This window comes from Streptomyces sp. NPDC091972, from assembly GCF_044756385.1.
Taxonomy (GTDB): domain Bacteria; phylum Actinomycetota; class Actinomycetes; order Streptomycetales; family Streptomycetaceae; genus Streptomyces.
In genome coordinates, this window is sequence record NZ_JBIVSV010000002.1 from 493452 (window position 1) to 510099 (window position 16648).

Sequence of the window (16648 nt, forward strand, 5' to 3'; positions counted from 1 at the left end):
CGGCATCGAGCGGTCCAGGGCCGGCCAAGACAGCCGGTGAGGCTGAGTCGTTACTCGGTCAGTCGTTCACGCACGCGTTGCCGAACGCCGGGTTCAGCGCACCGATGACGTTGATCGTGTTGCCGCACACGTTGATCGGAACGTGGATGGGCACCTGGACCACGTTGCCGGAGAGGACACCCGGGGAACCGACAGCGGCACCCTGAGCTCCGGAGTCCGCGAAGGCCGGGGCGGCCACGCCGAAGGCCATGATCACGCCCGCGGCAACAGCGGCGGTCTTCTTCATGAGATTTCCCTTCTCTGCGGTCATGCCCCTTTGTCGGCGTGTGACCGAGCGAGCACAGACGGAACGGCTCGCGCCATGACCTGCAGGCTGTAGAACGAGGAATAGCCGTCGGAGAAACTACCGAACGCGTGGCGCGGGAGAATTCACTCGATTGCCCTGCGCCGTCACTCATTTCCCTCGACCGCGCGGCGAAAGGACACGCACAAAAACCCGGACGGCCCGCAGACATTCCTGCGGGCCGTCCGTTCGGTCGGATGCGACCTACTCCTCGGCGTTGGCCGAGAGAACCGACAGGTCCTCGAGGACGTGCGACAGGGCGCCGTCCCGCTTGGACTGGGTGGAGTTGTCGCTGCACTGCTGGGTGAGCTGGTCCGACAGGATCGGGACGTCCTGGACGTTGACGATCTGCAGGACGCCGACGTTGGTGTCGCTCAGGCCGAGGCACGGCTTGTTGAGCGTGCCCTGGACCAGCGAGAGCTGGGGGCTCATGTCACCCTTGGTCGCCGAATTGCCGAACGACGACGTGGCGCCGTTACCGTTCTGCACGGTCGGTCCGTTGTCGTTGCCGATGGCAAGCGCCGTCGGAGCTGCCGCCACCGACATTCCGACGACAGAAGCGGCGGCCGCCGCGGCGGCCATTGCCTTCTTAAGCACTTCGCGTTCCTTTCCTCGTAGCGACACAATGCCCTACGGCCACATCAACCCGGCACGTGCGGAATGGTTGCGGGCGTTCACCCCTTTGGCCGTATCGCCGTCATGGACGCCCGGCGGGGCCGGGTTCCGGCGGGGCTCCCGGGCGCCCTCCGCTATCGGCCGTCGGAGTGAACGGGAGAAACCTCGTCGCGGGCGCGCAGTTAGCCAGAACGCTCCGGTCCACGGGGCTTCCTCAGAAAGGACTGGCCAGTGATCAAGAAGATTGTTGCCACCGCGGCCATCGCAGCGTCCGCCGTGGGTGCCTCCGCCGCCGCGGCTCCGCAGGCACTCGCGATCGGCAACGACCAGGGGCCGACCGCGGCGAACGGCAACGGCTCGTGGCAGAGCTTCGGCAACTCGAGCACCTACGGGAACATGAGCCCGCAGATGGCGCTGATCCAGGGCTCCTTCAACAAGCCCTGCATCGCCGTCAGCGACCTGCCCATCGGTGTGCTCCAGGTCGTCAACGTCCAGGACGTGCCGATCCTGTCGGACCAGCAGACCCAGCAGTGTGCGGAGAACTCGACCCAGGCCAAGCGGGACGGTGCGCTGGCCCACCTGCTGGAGGACGTGTCGATCCTGTCCACCAGCGAAGAGGCCGGCGACAAGAAGGCCGGTCACTGATCCCGGTCTTTTGGTCAGGGCCGAAGGGGCCGCCGAGCATCTCGGCGGCCCCTTCGGCGTGTCAGCGCCGGTACAGCGCCTCGATCTCCTGCGCGTAGGCCGCCGTCACCACGTGCCGCTTGACCTTCAGGGACGGGGTGAGCATGCCGTTGTCCTCGGTGAACTCCCCCTCGATGAGCCGGAAGGCGCGGATCGACTCGGCGCGGGAGACGGCCGCGTTGGCGTGGTCGACGGCCTTCTGGATGTCGGCGTGCAGCCGTTCGTCCTCGACGAGTTCCGAGTGCGGGGTGTCGGCGGGCAGTCCGCGTACCGACAGCCAGTGGGCCATCGCCTCGGGGTCGAGGGTGATCAGGGCGGCGACGAAGGGGCGGTTGTCGCCGACGACCAGGCACTGGCCGACGGGGGCCTGGCTGCGCAGGCGGTCCTCCAGGACGGCCGGGGAGACGTTCTTGCCGCCGGAGGTGACGAGGAGGTCCTTCTTGCGGCCGGTGATGGTGAGGTAGCCGTCCTCGTCGAGGGCGCCGAGGTCGCCGGTGGCGAACCACTCGTCCTTGAGGACGGCGTCGGTGGCCTCGGGGTTGTTCCAGTAGGCGCCGAAGACGACACCGCCCCTGACGAGGACCTCGCCGTCGTCGGCGATGCGGATCGCGGTGCCGGGGATCGGCTGTCCGACCGTGCCGGGGCGGGGGTCGAGGGGCGGGACGAGGGTGGCGGCGGCACTGGTTTCGGTGAGGCCGTAGCCCTCGTAGATGATGATTCCGGCCGCGGCGAAGAACAGGTTGAGCTCGCGGTCCAGGGGTGAGCCGCCGCTGATGGCGTAGCGCGTGCGGCCGCCGAGCTCCTTGCGGATACGGCGGTAGACCAGCAGGTCGTACAGGCCCCAGGCGGCGTAGAGGCCGGGGCCCGGTCCCTTGCCGCGGCCGAGGAACTTGTCCAGGTACGCCGCGCCGAAGCGGACGCCGACGCGGTGGGCGCGGTCGAAGGAGGCGGCGCGGCCCATCTTCTCGGCGGTGGCGCGGCCGGTGGCGTGGATCTTCTCGAAGAGGTACGGCACGCCGACCAGGAAGGTCGGGCGGAACTCCTTGAGCGCGGGCCGCAGTTCGTCGGGCTTGATGCTCGGGCAGTGGCCGATCTCGATGCGGGCCATCAGGCAGGCGATCTGGAGCGTGCGGCCCATGATGTGGGCGAGCGGGAGGAAGAGCAGGGTGGAGGCCGTCCGGTCGGTGACCTCCTTGAAGACGGGGTGGAGCAGTTCGACGGTGTTGGCGGCCTCGGCGTGCAGGTTGGCGTGGGTGAGGACGCAGCCCTTGGGGCGGCCGGTGGTGCCGGAGGTGTAGCAGACGGTGGCGATGGTGTCGGGGGTCAGGGCGGCGCGGCGCTTGGTGACCTCCTCGTCGGGGACGTCGAGCCCCTTGGCCCTGAGCGCGGCCAGGTCGTGGCTGTCGATCCGGAAGTACCGCACCGAGTCGGGCGAGGGGTGGTCGGCGGCGGTCGCGGTCCTCAGGTTGTCGTCGGTCTCCACGAAGAAGTGGCGCACCCCGGAGTCCCGGACGATCCACTCCACCTGCTGGGCCGAGGAGGTGGCGTAGACGGGGACCGTCTGGCCGCCGGCCGCCCAGATCGCGAAGTCCAGGACGGTCCACTCGTAGCGGGTGCGGGACATCACCGCGACCCGGCCGCCCGGTTCGAGTCCTTCGGCGATCAACCCCTTGGCCACGGCGGTGACCTCGTCGGCGAACCGCCGGGCGGTGACGGGTTGCCGTCCCGTCCCGTCCCGGCGGTGCAGGACCACCGCGTCGGGGGCCTCGGTGGCGTTGGTGAAGGGGAGGTCGGCGAGGCTGCCCGTGGTCGGGGGCGGGGCGAGGGGCGGTGTGCGGGCTTCCCGTACGACGCCGTTCTCGTCCCTGACGACCTCGACCCTGGTCCGGCCCGCCAGGTGTTTCGCCCTCTTCAGATCCCTGCGTACGCCCATGCTGGCTCCCCGGTCGGCTCCGACTGGGCCGCTAACTTACTCTGAAGTAAGAAAAGGTCAATGGGGCCGGTGTCAGTCCTCGAGGTGCCGGGCCCGGCGGATGGAGTCGGCGAGCTGCCGTACCGCGGCGTCCTCGGTGCGGTCCGCCAAGTCGTCGGCCCAGTCGGCCAGTTCGCGCATCGAGGGGCGTCCCGGCAGCCGGTCCTCCGCGTAACCGTCCCGGAGGGCGTCGGCGAAGTAGGCGGCCACCGCGTCGACCTGGAAGCGGGGGTCCGCGTCCCGCAGCGAGTCGTCGAAGGTCTCCAGGCCGGCCGACTTCTCGTGCGGGGCCCGGGTCTTCGGGTCCTGCCAGCGGACGGTGGCCGTGGCGAGCCGGCCGTCGGCGCCGGGCCTGGTGCGGACCGCGTAGAGCGCGGTGACGGTGTGGCCGGGGCCGACCTCGCCGCCGTCCACGCGGTCGTCGCGGAAGTCGTCGTCGGCGACGCGGCGGTTGTCGTAGCCCACCAGGCGGAAGGAGGCGACCGTCTCGGGGTCGAAGGCGACCTGGGCCTTGGCGTCGCGGGCGGTCAGGTCGATGTTCTGCGGGAGCTGTTCGCAGAAGACCTTCTCGGCGTCGTCGCCGGAGACGTAGACGGTGTGGCCGTCGCCCTTGTCGGCGAGGCGTTCCATCAGGGCGTCGCCGTAGTCGCTGCCGACACCGACGCCGAAGAGGGTGATGCCGTGCTCGCGGCGGGCGGTGTCGATGCGGTCGAGGATGGCGTCGGGGTCGGTCTCGCCGTCGTTGGCGAGGGCGTCGGAGATGAGGACGACCCGGTTGGTGGCGCCCTTGCGCAGGCCCTCGACGGCGGTCTCGTAGCCGGTCTCGACGCCCGCGCCGAGGTTGGTGGAGTACGTCGGCTCCAGGCTGTCGACCGCCTCGTGGACGCGGTCGCGGTGGCCGCCGAGGCGGGTCATCGGCAGGACCGTCTCGGCCCGGTCGCTGAAGGTGACGAGGGCGACCGAGTCGTCGTCGCGCAGCCGTTCCGTCATGGTGTCGAGGGAGTGCTGGGCGAGGTCGAGGCGGCCGGGCTCGGCCATGGAGCCGGAGATGTCGATGACGAAGGTCAGGGCGGCGGGCGGGCGCTGCGACTCCTCGGCGGCGCTCCTCGTGGCCAGGCCCACGCGGACCAGGGACCAGTCGTCGCGGTCGGTACGGGCGCCGTCGACGGTGACCGTGAAGCCGTTGCCGTCGGGGCGGTCGTAGTCCTGGCGGAAGCTGTTGACGAACTCCTCGGGGCGGATCGTCGAGGGGTCGGGGCGGCGGCCCTCGGCAAGGGTGCGGCGGGCGTAGCCGTAGGAGGCGGTGTCGACGTCGAGGGCGAAGGTGGAGAGGTAATCGGGTGACTCCCGGTCCGGGGAGTCCTGGTCGCGGGACTCGTCGTAACCCTGTTCCCCCTCGGGCTGGGCGGGGGCCGGGAAGCCCGAGTCGTACGAGCCGTCCTTCGCGCCGTCGGCGCTGCTCCTCCCTCCGTCGCCGCCCCCGCTGCACCCGGTGAGCAGCAGGCCGCCCGCCAGTGTGAGGGCGACCATCACCCGTCGTGTCCGCTGTCGCTCCATCGTCCGTACCCCCTGGGCCTGTTGACGTCGGCTTCTGCGACTGTGACGGGCCGGGGGGCCGGAACGTGCGCCACGGAGCGTTGCGGATGCGTCTCGAAGAGGGCACGGAGAGGGCCTGTCGAGACCGGTGGGAGATCTTCCGTTGACCTAGGAGACCACGTCCTTGCGGGCGAAACCCCGGAAGGCCAGGGCGAACAGCACCAGGGCGAGCGTTATCGACAGGGAGGTGCCCTGGATCATGTCGGACCACTGCAACGAGGGCTGCACGGCGTCCAGCCAGGCGTACTGCCAGTGCGAGGGGAGGAAGTCCCGCCAGTCGCCGAGGGCCGTCACCTGGTCCAGCACATTGCCGACGATGGTCAGGCCGACCGCTCCGCCGACCGCGCCGAGCGGGGCGTCGGTACGGGTGGAGAGCCAGAACGCGAGGGCCGCGGTGACGAGTTGGGAGACGAAGATGTACGCCACCGTGATCAGCAGGCGCTGGGCCGCGGTGCCCGGCCCCAGTGCGCCGCCGGTGGGGAGCTGGAGCGGGCCCCAGCCGTAGGCGGCCGTGCCGACCGCGAGGGCGGTCAGCGGGAGCAGCAGCATCGCGCCCAGGCTGAGGGCGAGGCCGACGACGAGCTTGGACCACAGCAGACGGGCCCTCGGCACGGGGGCCGCGAGCAGATAGCGCAGGGAGGACCAGCTCGCCTCGGAGGCGACCGTGTCCCCGCAGAACAGCGCGACCGGGACGACCAGCAGGAAACCCGCGGAGGCGAAGAGGTTCACCGCGGCGAAGTTCGCCCCGGACACCGTCGCCGTGTCCATCAGGTTGACGCGGGTGTTGCCCGAACCCGGTCCGCCGCCCAGCTGGAAGGCGATCAGCAGGACGAAGGGCAGGGCGACCAGGATGCCGAACATGACGAGGGTGCGGCGGCGCTTCAACTGCCGTACCAGCTCGACGCGGACCGGCAGCGTACGGCCCGCGCGGTAGCCGTCGGCGACCTCCGCGCGCTCGGTCGGCGTGCTGCTCATGCGGAGTCTCCGATCAGGGTGAGGAAGGCGTCCTCCAGGCGGCGGTGCGGGCCCACCGACTCCACGGGGACCTCGAGGCGGACGAGTTCGGCGACCAGGCGGGCCGCACTGCCGTCCGCGTCGAGGCGTACGAGGAGGCCGTCGTCGGTGGTGACCGCCGAGGCCACGCCCGGGAGGGCCGCCACCTTCTCGGCCACGGGCTCCTCGACCGGTACGGCCGTGCCGACCAGGAGGGTGTCGCCGGAGCCGACGATCTCGCCGACCGGGCCCGCCTGGACGAGTCGGCCGTGGTCCATGACCACGAGGTGGGTGCAGGACTGCTCGACCTCGGAGAGGAGGTGGCTGGAGACGATGACCGTGCGCCCGGCGGCCGCGTAGCGGATCATCACCTCGCGCATCTCGCGGATCTGCGGCGGGTCGAGGCCGTTGGTGGGTTCGTCGAGGATGAGCAGGTCCGGCAGGCCCAGCATGGCCTGGGCGATGGCCAGGCGCTGGCGCATGCCCTGGGAGTAGGTGCGGACCGCGCGGGACAGCGCGTCGCCGAGGCCGGCGATCTCCAGCGCCTCGTCCATGTGGGCGTCCTCGGGCGGGCGGCCGGTGGCCTGCCAGTACAGCTCCAGGTTCTCCCGGCCGGACAGGTGCGGGAGGAAGCCTGCGCCCTCGACGAAGGCGCCGACGCGGGAGAGCACGGGGGCACCGGGGGCGATGGCGTGGCCGAAGACGCGGACCTCGCCGCCGTCCGGCCTGATCAGGCCCATCAGCATGCGCAGGGTGGTCGTCTTGCCCGCGCCGTTCGGCCCGAGCAGGCCGAGGACCTGGCCCTTCTCGACGCGGAAGGAGAGGTCGCGGACCGCGTAACGGTCCGCGGACCTGGCGTACCGCTTGCTCAGGTCGGTTATCTGAAGGGGGACTTCGGCCAGCTCCGGCTCGGGGGCGGCGGGGGCTGTCGTACGGCGGCGGCCCGTCACCACGAGGACCAGGGCGAGCACCGCGCCGGCCAGCGGCAGCCACCACACCCAGGCGGGCAGGGGGGCCTGGGTGTTCTTCTCGCCGAGGGGCTCGGGGACGTTCAGGCCGCCCTTCAGGGAGACGGTGTACGTCGCCGGGGCGGCCGGGGAGGCGTAGCCGAGGTCGGTGGAGGCGAGGACCAGGCGCAGACGGTGGCCGTCGTCGATCTCGTGGTCGATCGCCGGGAGGGTGATCGTGACGTCCTTGCCGGCCTTCGCGCCCTCGACCCTGACCGGCTCGACGAGTTGGGAGGGCAGCGTCTGCTGGTCCCTCCCGCCCACGTCGTACAGCTTGGCGAACAGGACGGCGTCGTCGGTCGTCGACTTCACGTGGACGGTGACCGTGGGCGAGCCGGTGATCCGGAGGTCGTCCTCGACCGGGGCCGACTCGAAGGCGGCGTACTGGCCGGGGAAGTCGAGGGAGACGCCGACGCCCAGGGAGGAGAGCTGGGAGAGGCCGCCGCCGCCGATGCCGGGGAGGGCCGAGACGGCGGGCGGGCTCGCGCCGGCCGGGTTGGTGAAGTCCTGTGCGCGGCCGGTCAGGGCGATCCTGCGGTCGTCCCCCTCCAGGCCGGGGTAGGTGCCGGCGGTGACGCCGGTCAGACGGGTCTCGCCGTCGCCGGTGTCGGTGCCGACGGTGCGGGTGACGCGGAAGGCGGGGCCGGTGTCTGCGGACTTCTCGCCCTTGAGGTAGCGGTCGAACCAGTCGGCCACGCGGGCCCGGACCCGGCTCGTCTCCAGGTCGCCGCCGTCATGGCCGCCCGCGATCCAGTCGACGTCCACGGGGGCGCCGTTGGCGCGGATCGCCTTCGCGGCCTGGTCGGCCTGGCCGAGGGGGAAGAGGGAGTCCGTCTGGCCCTGGACGAGGAGGGTGGGGACCTTGATGTCCCGGGCGACGGCCGACGGGGAGCGCTCCTCCAGCATCTTCACGGCCTGCGCGTCCGGGACGCCGGACTGGGCGACCCGCTGGTACATCGCGCAGATCTGCGGCTCGAACTTCTCGCAGCCGCCCGCGGAGTTGACGAAGATTCCGGCCCACAGCTTCTTGAAGACGCCGTTCGGGAAGAGGGCGTCCGCGAGGTTCCAGTACGTGATCGACGGGGCGATCGCGTCCACCCGACGGTCGTGACCGGCGGCGAGGAGGGAGATCGCGCCGCCGTAGCTCGCGCCCGCCACGCCGACCCTGGGGTCGCCCTGCTTGTCGAGCCGGACCTGGGGTTGCTCCGCCAGCCAGTCGATCAGCTTGCTGACGTCCTTGACCTCGGCATCGGGGTCGTTGAGGCCGACCTTGCCCGTCGACCTGCCGAAGCCTCGCGCCGACCAGGTCAGGACCGCGTAGCCGTCTCTCGCGAGGTCCTCGGCCTGTTCCCGTACGTCGGCCTTGCTGCCGCCGAAGCCGTGGCCGAGGAGGACCGCGGGGCGCCTGCCGGTGCCGTTCGTCGTGAAGTAGGAGGTGTCGATGCGGACGCCGTCGATCGCCATGATCTGGTCCGCGCGGTGCACCGGGGGTGGGTCGTCGGAGGCGGCGGCCGTCCAGGTCCCGGCGGCGGCGAGCACGACGACGGAGGCCGCGGCGGCGATCCACCGCGGCCTCCGGAGGCGTCGAAGATCCATGTGTCAACGGTACGGGGTGAAACTGTCGGTCCCTTGTCGACCGAGGGCTGAACTCCGGGCCATCCTGGGGGTGGAGGGGCTTCCGGTTCGTACAGCAGGTGCGGTACGGGTACGAGCTCGGTCTCGACCGTTCGACTGCCGGGTACAAGCCCGTCGTGGCTGGTCGCGCAGTTCCCCGCGCCCCTGACTTCTCACTCCTCCGGTATCGAGACGAGCCACCTCGTTCCGGCTCGGGGGCGGAGGTACAGAGCCCAGTAGAGGGTGGCCACTGCGGTGATGCCCCCTGTCCACAGCAGGTACTCCGTCTCCTGCTGGGTCAGGATGTAGGTCAGGACCGCTATCAGGAGGACCGGCATCGCGGGCCACAGGGGCATGCGCCAGGCCGGGGTGTGCTTGTGGTGGGTGCGGCGGGACAGCAGCGCGGCCACCGCGACCAGCAGGTACATGCCCGTCACCGAGACGCCCGTGACGCCGTACAGCGTGTCCAGGTTGACGAAGCACAGGGCCGCGCCCGGGACGCCGACCGCGAGGGTGGCGACCCAGGGGCTGCCGAAGCGGCCGAGCTTGGAGAAGACCGTGTTCACCGGGGCCGGCCAGGCCTTGTCCCGTGCCGAGGCGAACAGGACCCGGGAGTTCTGGATGACCATGACGATGCCGGCGTTGATGATCGCGAGGGCGACGCACAGGCTGACGAAGGTGCCGACCGCGGAGTTGGACCAGGCGGTGACCATGGTGCTGATGTCGCCGCCGGTGAGCGCGGTCAGGTCGGAGGCGCCCATGGTGATCGCGGCCACCGGGACCAGGATGATCACGGTGGAGATGGCAAGGGTGGCCAGGACCGTGCGGGCCACGTTGCGGCGCGGGTTCTCCAGTTCCTCGGAGAGGTAGACGGCCGTGGAGAAGCCCTGGGTGACGAAGAGGGCGATCGCGAGGCCGGAGACCACGAGCATGGCCGTCACCGTGTCCGTGCCGCCGTGGGCGTCCGCGACCTGCATCGACAGCAGGCTGCTCGGGCCGCGTTCGGCGTGGGTGAAGCCCAGGAGCGCCACGACCGCGGCCGCGATCACCTCGAGGACCAGGAAGACGCCCGTGATCCAGGCGTTGGCGCGCAGGTCGAGGAGGCCGGCGAGGGTGGCCAGGAGCATGACTGCGGCGCCCGCCAGGGAGGGGTCCAGGTGGATCACGGGGGCCAGGTAGTCCGCCGTTCCCATCGCGATCACCGGCGGGACGATCATGACGACCAGGAGGGAGAGCACGAAGACGAGCCAGCCCGCGAGTCGTCCCGCCAGCGTCGAGACCATCGCGTACTCGCCGCCCGCGCTGGGGATGAGGGTGCCCAGCTCCGAGTAGCAGAACGCCACGGCGATGCAGAGCAGGGAGCCGATGGCGATGGTCAGGGCGGTGGCGGTGCCGAGCGAGCCGAAGAGGTCGGGGACGACCACGAAGAGCGTGGAGGCCGGGGTCACGCAGGACAGCGTCAGGAGGGTGCCGCCGACCACGCCGATGGAACGGTTGAGCTTGGCGTGGCCGTGCTCCAGCGCCTCTGGGACGGCGTTGTCGGCAGGGCGGAGGGTGTCGGTCATGGTGCTGCATGGAACCCCGACGAAAACCGACCCGTCAATAGATGACTTGCTGCGGAATTCGTGGCGAAGAACCGGCCAGGATGGCGGATTCAATAGTTTGCCGTGAAGAAATCCGCGATTTGGGGAGTACGGGAACCGCAGCGCGTGCGCGCAAAAAAACGGGGCCGTCCGCCATGCGGACGGCCCCGTCGGGGGTGCTCAGTGGTTGCGCGGGAAGCCCAGGTCCACGCCCGCCGGGGCGTCGGCCGGGTCGGGCCAGCGGGTGGTGACGACCTTGCCGCGGGTGTAGAAGTGCGTGCCGTCGTTGCCGTAGATGTGGTGGTCGCCGAAGAGCGAGTCCTTCCAGCCGCCGAAGGAGTGGTAGCCGACCGGGACCGGGATCGGGACGTTCACGCCGACCATGCCGGCCTCGACCTCCAGCTGGAAGCGGCGGGCGGCGCCGCCGTCCCGGGTGAAGATCGCGGTGCCGTTGCCGAAGGGTGAGGCGTTGATCAGCGCCAGGCCCTCCTCGTAGGTGTCCACGCGCAGCACGGTCAGGACCGGGCCGAAGATCTCGTCCTGGTACGCCTTGGCGGTGGTGGGCACCTTGTCGAGCAGGGAGATGCCGATCCAGTGGCCGTCCTCGAAGCCCTCCACCGTGTGCCCGGTGCCGTCCAGGACGATTTCGCACCCCTCGGCGGCCGCGCCCTCGACGTAGGAGGCCACCTTGTCGCGGTGCACCTTCGTGATGAGCGGGCCCATCTCGGAGGCGGGGTCGTTGCCGGGGCCGATCTTGATCTTCTCGGCGCGCTCGCGGATCTTCTCGACGAGGGTGTCGCCGATGGCGCCGACCGCGACGACCGCGGAGATGGCCATGCAGCGCTCGCCGGCCGAGCCGTAGGCGGCGGAGACGGCGGCGTCGGCGGCCGCGTCGAGGTCGGCGTCGGGCAGGACCAGCATGTGGTTCTTGGCGCCGCCCAGGGCCTGCACGCGCTTGCCGTTGGCGGAGGCGGTGGTGTGGATGTAGCGGGCGATCGGGGTCGAGCCGACGAAGGAGACGGCCTTGACGTCCGGGTGCTCCAGGAGGCGGTCGACGGCCACCTTGTCGCCGTGGACGACGTTGAAGACGCCGTCGGGCAGACCGGCCTCGGCAAGCAGCTCGGCGATCTTGATGGAGGCCGAGGGGTCCTTCTCCGACGGCTTCAGCACGAAGGTGTTGCCGGTCGCGATGGCGATCGGGAACATCCACATCGGCACCATGGCCGGGAAGTTGAACGGCGTGATGCCGGCGACGACACCGAGCGGCTGGCGGATGGAGGAGACGTCCACCCGGCTCGCGACCTCGGTGGACAGCTCGCCCTTGAGCTGCACGGTGATCCCGCACGCCAGGTCCACGATCTCCAGGCCGCGCGCGACCTCGCCGAGCGCGTCCGAGTGCACCTTGCCGTGCTCGGCGGTGATCAGCTCGGCGATCGCGTCCCGGTTCGCCTCCAGCAGGGCCCGGAAGCGGAACAGGATGCTGGTGCGCTTGGCGAGCGAGGACGTGCCCCAGGTCTGGAACGCGTCCTTCGCGGCGGCCACGGCGGCGTCGACCTCGTCGACCGAGGCGAACGCGACCTTCGTGGTGACCGCGCCGGTCGCCGGGTCGGTGACCGGCCCGTAGTTCCCCGACGCGCCTTCGACGGTCTTGCCGCCGATCCAGTGGTTGACGATCTTCGTCATGACCGAGTACTCCTTCACAGATGGCGGCGTCGGGTAGAGACGTGCCGTTCGTACAGCTCACGGGCCTTCACCGCGGACGCGCGCGTCGCGGTCTCGGCCACAGGAACATCCCACCAGGCCTGCGCCGGAGGCGCGCCCGACACTGTGTCTGCCGTTTCGGTCTCGACGCAGACACATGTGGGAGTGTCGGCTGCCCGCGCCTCTTCGAGTGCGACGCGGAGGTCTCGTACGGTCTTCGCGCGCAGCACGCGCATACCGAGGCTGGCCGCGTTGGCGGCCAGGTTCACGGGCAGCGGGGCGCCCGTGTAGGAACCGTCGGAGGGCGAACGGTGGCGGTACGCCGTGCCGAAGCGCTCGCCGCCGACGGTCTCGGACAGGCCGCCGATGGAGGCGTAGCCGTGGTTCTGGATGAGGAGCATCTTGATCGCGACGCCCTCCTGCACGGCCGTGACGATCTCCGTCGGCATCATCAGGTACGTGCCGTCGCCGACCAGCGCCCAGACGTTGCGGTCGGGAGCGGCCATCTTCACACCGATCGCGGCCGGGATCTCGTAGCCCATGCAGGAGTAGCCGTACTCCAGGTGGTACTGGTCACGCGACCGGGCCCGCCACAGTTTGTGCAGGTCGCCGGGGAGGGAGCCGGCCGCGTTGATGATCACGTCGGACTCGTCGACGAGCGCGTCCAGGGCGCCGAGGACCTGCGGCTGGGTGGGCCTGACGTCGGGCTCGTCGGCCTCGTAGCAGGCGTCGACGCGCTGCTCCCAGCGCTCCTTGTCCACGGTGTACTCGTCGACGTACACGCTCGTGACGCGGTGGGCGTGCAGCCGGAGCGCCTCGGTGAGCTCGGTCAGGCCGCTGCGGGCGTCCGCGACCAGCGGCAGGCCGGCCAGCTTGTGACCGTCGTAGGGCGCGATGTTGAGGTTCAGGAAGCGGACGCCCTGCTTCTCGAACAGCGTGCCGGAGGCCGTGGTGAAGTCGGTGTACCGGGTGCCGACGCCGATCACCAGGTCCGCCTGGCGGGCCAGTTCGTTGGCGGTGGCGGTGCCGGTGTGGCCGACGCCGCCGACGTCCTGGGGGTGGTCGTGGCGCAGGGAGCCCTTGCCCGCCTGGGTGGAGGCGACCGGGATGCCGGTGGCGCTCGCGAACTCGGCGAGGGCCTCCTCGGCGCGGCTGTGGTGGACTCCCCCACCGGCTATGACCAGAGGGCGGGTCGCCGACCTGATCACGTCGATGGCCTCGGCCAGTTCGGTGGGGTCGGCGCCGGGACGCCGTACGGTCCAGGTGCGCTCGGCGAAGAACTCGTCCGGCCAGTCGTGGGCCTCGGCCTGGACGTCCTGGGGCAGCGCGAGCGTCACGGCGCCGGTCTCGACCGGGTCGGTGAGGACGCGCATGGCCTGGAGGGCGGCCGGGATCAGGGCTTCGGGCCGGGTGACGCGGTCGAAGTACTTCGACACCGGGCGCAGACAGTCGTTGACCGACACGTCACCGGCGTACGGGACTTCGAGTTGCTGGAGGACCGGGTCGGCGACCCGGGTGGCGAAGATGTCCCCGGGCAGCAGCAGGACCGGCAGGTGGTTGATCGTGGCGAGGGCGGCGCCGGTCACCAGGTTGGTGGCGCCCGGGCCGATCGAGGTCGTCACCGCGTGGGTGGAGAGGCGGTTGGACTGACGCGCGTAGCCGACGGCCGCGTGCACCATGGACTGCTCGTTGCGGCCCTGGTGGAAGGGCATGTCGTCGCCGTACTCGACCAGTGCCTGGCCGATCCCCGCGACATTGCCGTGGCCGAAGATGCCCCAGGTCGCGGGGATCAACCGCTGTCGTACGCCGTCGCGTTCGGTGTACTGGGCGGCCAGGAAGCGGACCAGCGCTTGCGCGACGGTCAGGCGGGTGGTCATCGGTACCCCTCCGTGTGGTCCGGGTGGAAGCAGATCCGCCACTCCCGCGTCTCACCCGGCCCCGCCATGACGTTCAGGTAGTACATGTCGTGGCCGGGCTGGGCGATGGACGGGCCGTGCCATCCGTCGGGGACGAGGACGGCGTCGCCGGAGCGGACCTCGGCGAGGACGTCGGAACCGCCCTCACGGGAGGGAGATACGCGCTGATAGCCGAAACCGTTCGGGCCGTCGATCTCGAAGTAGTAGATCTCCTCCAACTCGGCTTCCACGCCCGGCCGGTGCTCGTCGTGCTTGTGCGGAGGGTAGGAGGACCAGTTGCCGCCGGGGGTGACGACCTCGACGGCGATGAGCTTGTCGCAGTCGAAGGCGTCGGCGGAGGCGAAGTTGCGCACGTGCCGCAACTGCGTGCCGCTGCCGCGCTCTTCGACGGGGACCTCCGGCGCGGGGCCGTAGCGGGCGGGGAGTCGTCGCTCGCACTTCGCTCCTGCCAGGGCGAAGCGGCCTCCCGCGCCGGAGGCGATCGATGCCTGGGCGTCCCGGGGCACGTACGCGAAGTCCGAGACTCCGGCGAACACGCTCTCCCGGCCCAGGAGTTGGAACTCTTCGGTACCTGTGCGGACGGTACAGCCGCCTTCCAGCGGAAGCACGATCCACTCGCTGTCACCGGAGGTGAAGGTGTGCGTGCCGCCGGGGGCCAGCTCGACGATCCGCAGGCTGCTGTGGGTCCAGCCGGCCCGCTTGGGGTCGATGTCCACCGCGTACTGGGCGTTGGCGGACCCGCCCTTGGGGACGTACAGCTCGTTGTGTGTCATGCGGCGGCCCTCACAGCAGTCCTACGGCGGTGTCCACGGCGGCGGCCACGTCGCCGTCCGCCGGGTACAGCAGGGAGCGCCCGACCACCAGGCCGCGCACGGTGGGCAGTTGCAGGGCGCCGCGCCACTTCTCGTACGCCCCGTCCTGGTCGTCGCCGACCTCGCCGCCCAGGAGCACGGCGGGCAGTGTGGAGGCGGCCATGACCTCGCCCATGTCGTCGGGGTTGTCGCAGACCGGGACCTTGAGCCAGGTGTAGGCCGAACTGCCGCCCAGCCCGGAGGCGATGGCGATCGACTTGGTGACGGCCTCGGCGGACAGGTCGTTCCTGACCTTGCCCTCGGTGGTGCGGCCGCTGATGAACGGCTCGACGAAGACGGGGAGCTTCCGCGCGGCCATGTCGTCGACGGCGCGGGCCGTGGACTCCATGGTGGTCAGGGAGCCCGGGTCGGCGTAGTCGATGCGCAGGAGCAGCTTGCCCGCGTCGAAGCCGAGCCGCTCGATGTCCTCGGGGCGGTGGCCGGTGAAGCGGTCGTCGAGCTCGAAGCTGGCGCCCTGGAGGCCGCCGCGGTTCATGGAGCCCATGACGACCTTGCCGTCCAGGGCGCCGAGCAGGAGCAGGTCGTCCAGGATGTCGGCGGTCGCGAGGACGCCGTCCACGCCGGGGCGGGAGAGCGCCAGGCACAGGCGCTCCAGCAGGTCGGCGCGGTTGGCCATGGCCATGCGGTTGCCGCCGACGCCGAGCGCGCCCCGGGCGGGGTGGTCGGCGGCGACGATCATCAGGCGGCCGCTGTCGTTCAGCAGCGGCCTGCGGGTACGGCGGGCCGCCGCCTCGGCGATCGCCTCGGGGCGTTCGGCGCGCAGCCGCACGAGTTCGGTGATGTCGACGCTCACTTGACCGCTCCCGCCGCGACCGCGTCCTCGATCTCGCCGACCGTGGGCATCGCGGAGCTGCACTCCAGGCGGGAGGCGACGATGGCGCCGGCCGCGTTGGCGTGCCGCATGATCTTCTCCAGGTCCCAGCCGGCGAGGAGGCCGTGGACGAGGGAGCCGCCGAAGGCGTCACCGGCGCCGAGGCCGTTGAGGACGTTCACGGGCAGGGGCGGGACCTCCGCTTCGTGGCCCTTGCTGTCGACGGCGAGGACTCCCTTGGGGCCCTGCTTGACGACCGCCAGCTCGACACCGGCGTCCAGCAGCGCCCGGGCCGCCTTGCGGGGCTCGCGCACCCCGGTCGCGACCTCGACCTCGTCGAGGTTGCCGACGGCGACCGTGGTGTGGCGCAGGGCCTCCTCGTAGAAGGGGCGGGCGGACTCGGGGTCCTTCCAGAACATCGGGCGCCAGTCCAGGTCGAAGACCGTGGTGCCCGCCTTGGCCCGGTGGGCGAGGGCGGCCAGCGTCGCCGTACGGCTGGGCTCCTCGCTCAGGCCGGTGCCGGTGACCCAGAAGACGCTCGCCTCGCGGATCGCGTCGAGGTCCAGCTCGTGGGCGTCGATCTCCAGGTCGGGGGCCTTGGGCTGCCGGTAGAAGTAGAGCGGGAAGTCGTCCGGCGGGAAGACCTCGCAGAAGGTGACGGGGGTCGGCAGGCCCGGGACCGGGGTGACCCAGCGATCGTCCACACCGAAGCCCTGGAGGGCCTCGTGCAGATAGGTGCCGAACGGGTCGTCGCCGGTGCGGGTGATCACCGCGGTCCGCCGTCCCAGGCGTGCGGCGGCGACCGCGACGTTCGTCGCCGACCCCCCGAGGAACTTGCCGAAGGACGTCACCTGCGGCAGCGGGACACCGGTCTGGAGTGGATACAGGTCCACACCGATCCGCCCCATGGTGATCAGGTCGTACGCCATCGGCTTCCCTTC

General features: G+C 70.9%; 13 protein-coding genes. 1 reads left to right on the forward strand and 12 read right to left on the reverse strand.

Annotation, left to right across the window (positions count from 1 at the left end):
• Positions 1–58 precede the first annotated feature (58 nt).
• Together ACIQJT_RS07485 and ACIQJT_RS07490 are read right to left on the reverse strand one after the other, a co-directional pair.
• Positions 59–310: a chaplin gene (locus tag ACIQJT_RS07485; protein ID WP_373413150.1), complete on the reverse strand. Its 252-nt coding sequence runs from the start codon at positions 308–310 to the stop codon at positions 59–61.
• Positions 311–547: 237 nt separating this feature from the next.
• Entirely contained in the window at positions 548–940 is a 393-nt protein-coding gene (locus tag ACIQJT_RS07490; RefSeq protein ID WP_053849903.1) for a rodlin, read from the reverse strand.
• Positions 941–1189: 249 nt separating this feature from the next.
• Between ACIQJT_RS07490 and ACIQJT_RS07495 the strand changes: the two genes are divergently transcribed.
• The gene (locus tag ACIQJT_RS07495) at positions 1190–1603 is read left to right on the forward strand and encodes a rodlin (protein ID WP_365450088.1); all 414 of its coding nucleotides are present in this window, start codon (positions 1190–1192) and stop codon (positions 1601–1603) included.
• A gap of 61 nt (positions 1604–1664) precedes the next feature.
• Here the strand turns inward: ACIQJT_RS07495 and ACIQJT_RS07500 are convergent, their stop codons facing one another.
• The 10 genes from ACIQJT_RS07500 to iolC all read right to left on the reverse strand — a co-directional run bounded on the left by ACIQJT_RS07500 (position 1665) and on the right by iolC (position 16636).
• Positions 1665–3575 (reverse strand): AMP-dependent synthetase/ligase, encoded by a 1911-nt coding sequence (locus ACIQJT_RS07500; protein WP_402640723.1) that lies wholly within the window; start codon positions 3573–3575, stop codon positions 1665–1667.
• Between the two features lie 72 nt (positions 3576–3647).
• Positions 3648–5171, reverse strand: coding sequence for a von Willebrand factor type A domain-containing protein (locus ACIQJT_RS07505; protein ID WP_402640725.1), 1524 nt, complete (start codon positions 5169–5171; stop codon positions 3648–3650).
• A 147-nt stretch (positions 5172–5318) separates the two neighbouring features.
• The gene (locus ACIQJT_RS07510) at positions 5319–6185 is read right to left on the reverse strand and encodes an ABC transporter permease (protein ID WP_402640728.1); all 867 of its coding nucleotides are present in this window, start codon (positions 6183–6185) and stop codon (positions 5319–5321) included.
• Entirely contained in the window at positions 6182–8806 is a 2625-nt protein-coding gene (locus ACIQJT_RS07515; protein WP_402640731.1) for a CocE/NonD family hydrolase, read from the reverse strand. Before ACIQJT_RS07515 ends, ACIQJT_RS07510 begins: the two co-directional genes overlap by 4 nt.
• Before the next feature lie 191 nt (positions 8807–8997).
• Positions 8998–10389: an APC family permease gene (locus tag ACIQJT_RS07520; protein WP_365450078.1), complete on the reverse strand. Its 1392-nt coding sequence runs from the start codon at positions 10387–10389 to the stop codon at positions 8998–9000.
• A 198-nt stretch (positions 10390–10587) separates the two neighbouring features.
• Positions 10588–12090, reverse strand: coding sequence for a CoA-acylating methylmalonate-semialdehyde dehydrogenase (gene mmsA / locus ACIQJT_RS07525; protein ID WP_402640734.1), 1503 nt, complete (start codon positions 12088–12090; stop codon positions 10588–10590).
• Between the two features lie 14 nt (positions 12091–12104).
• Positions 12105–13985, reverse strand: a complete 1881-nt coding sequence (gene iolD / locus ACIQJT_RS07530) for a 3D-(3,5/4)-trihydroxycyclohexane-1,2-dione acylhydrolase (decyclizing) (protein ID WP_402640737.1) — start codon at positions 13983–13985, stop codon at positions 12105–12107.
• A complete protein-coding gene (gene iolB / locus ACIQJT_RS07535; protein WP_402640739.1) occupies positions 13982–14797 on the reverse strand; it encodes a 5-deoxy-glucuronate isomerase in 816 nt (271 codons plus the stop codon). The genes iolD and iolB overlap by 4 nt, the downstream gene beginning before the upstream one ends.
• Positions 14798–14807: 10 nt before the next feature.
• Positions 14808–15689, reverse strand: a complete 882-nt coding sequence (locus tag ACIQJT_RS07540; protein WP_365450070.1) for a deoxyribose-phosphate aldolase — start codon at positions 15687–15689, stop codon at positions 14808–14810.
• The gene (gene iolC, locus ACIQJT_RS07545) at positions 15686–16636 is read right to left on the reverse strand and encodes a 5-dehydro-2-deoxygluconokinase (RefSeq protein ID WP_402640743.1); all 951 of its coding nucleotides are present in this window, start codon (positions 16634–16636) and stop codon (positions 15686–15688) included. The genes ACIQJT_RS07540 and iolC overlap by 4 nt, the downstream gene beginning before the upstream one ends.
• Positions 16637–16648 lie beyond the last annotated feature (12 nt).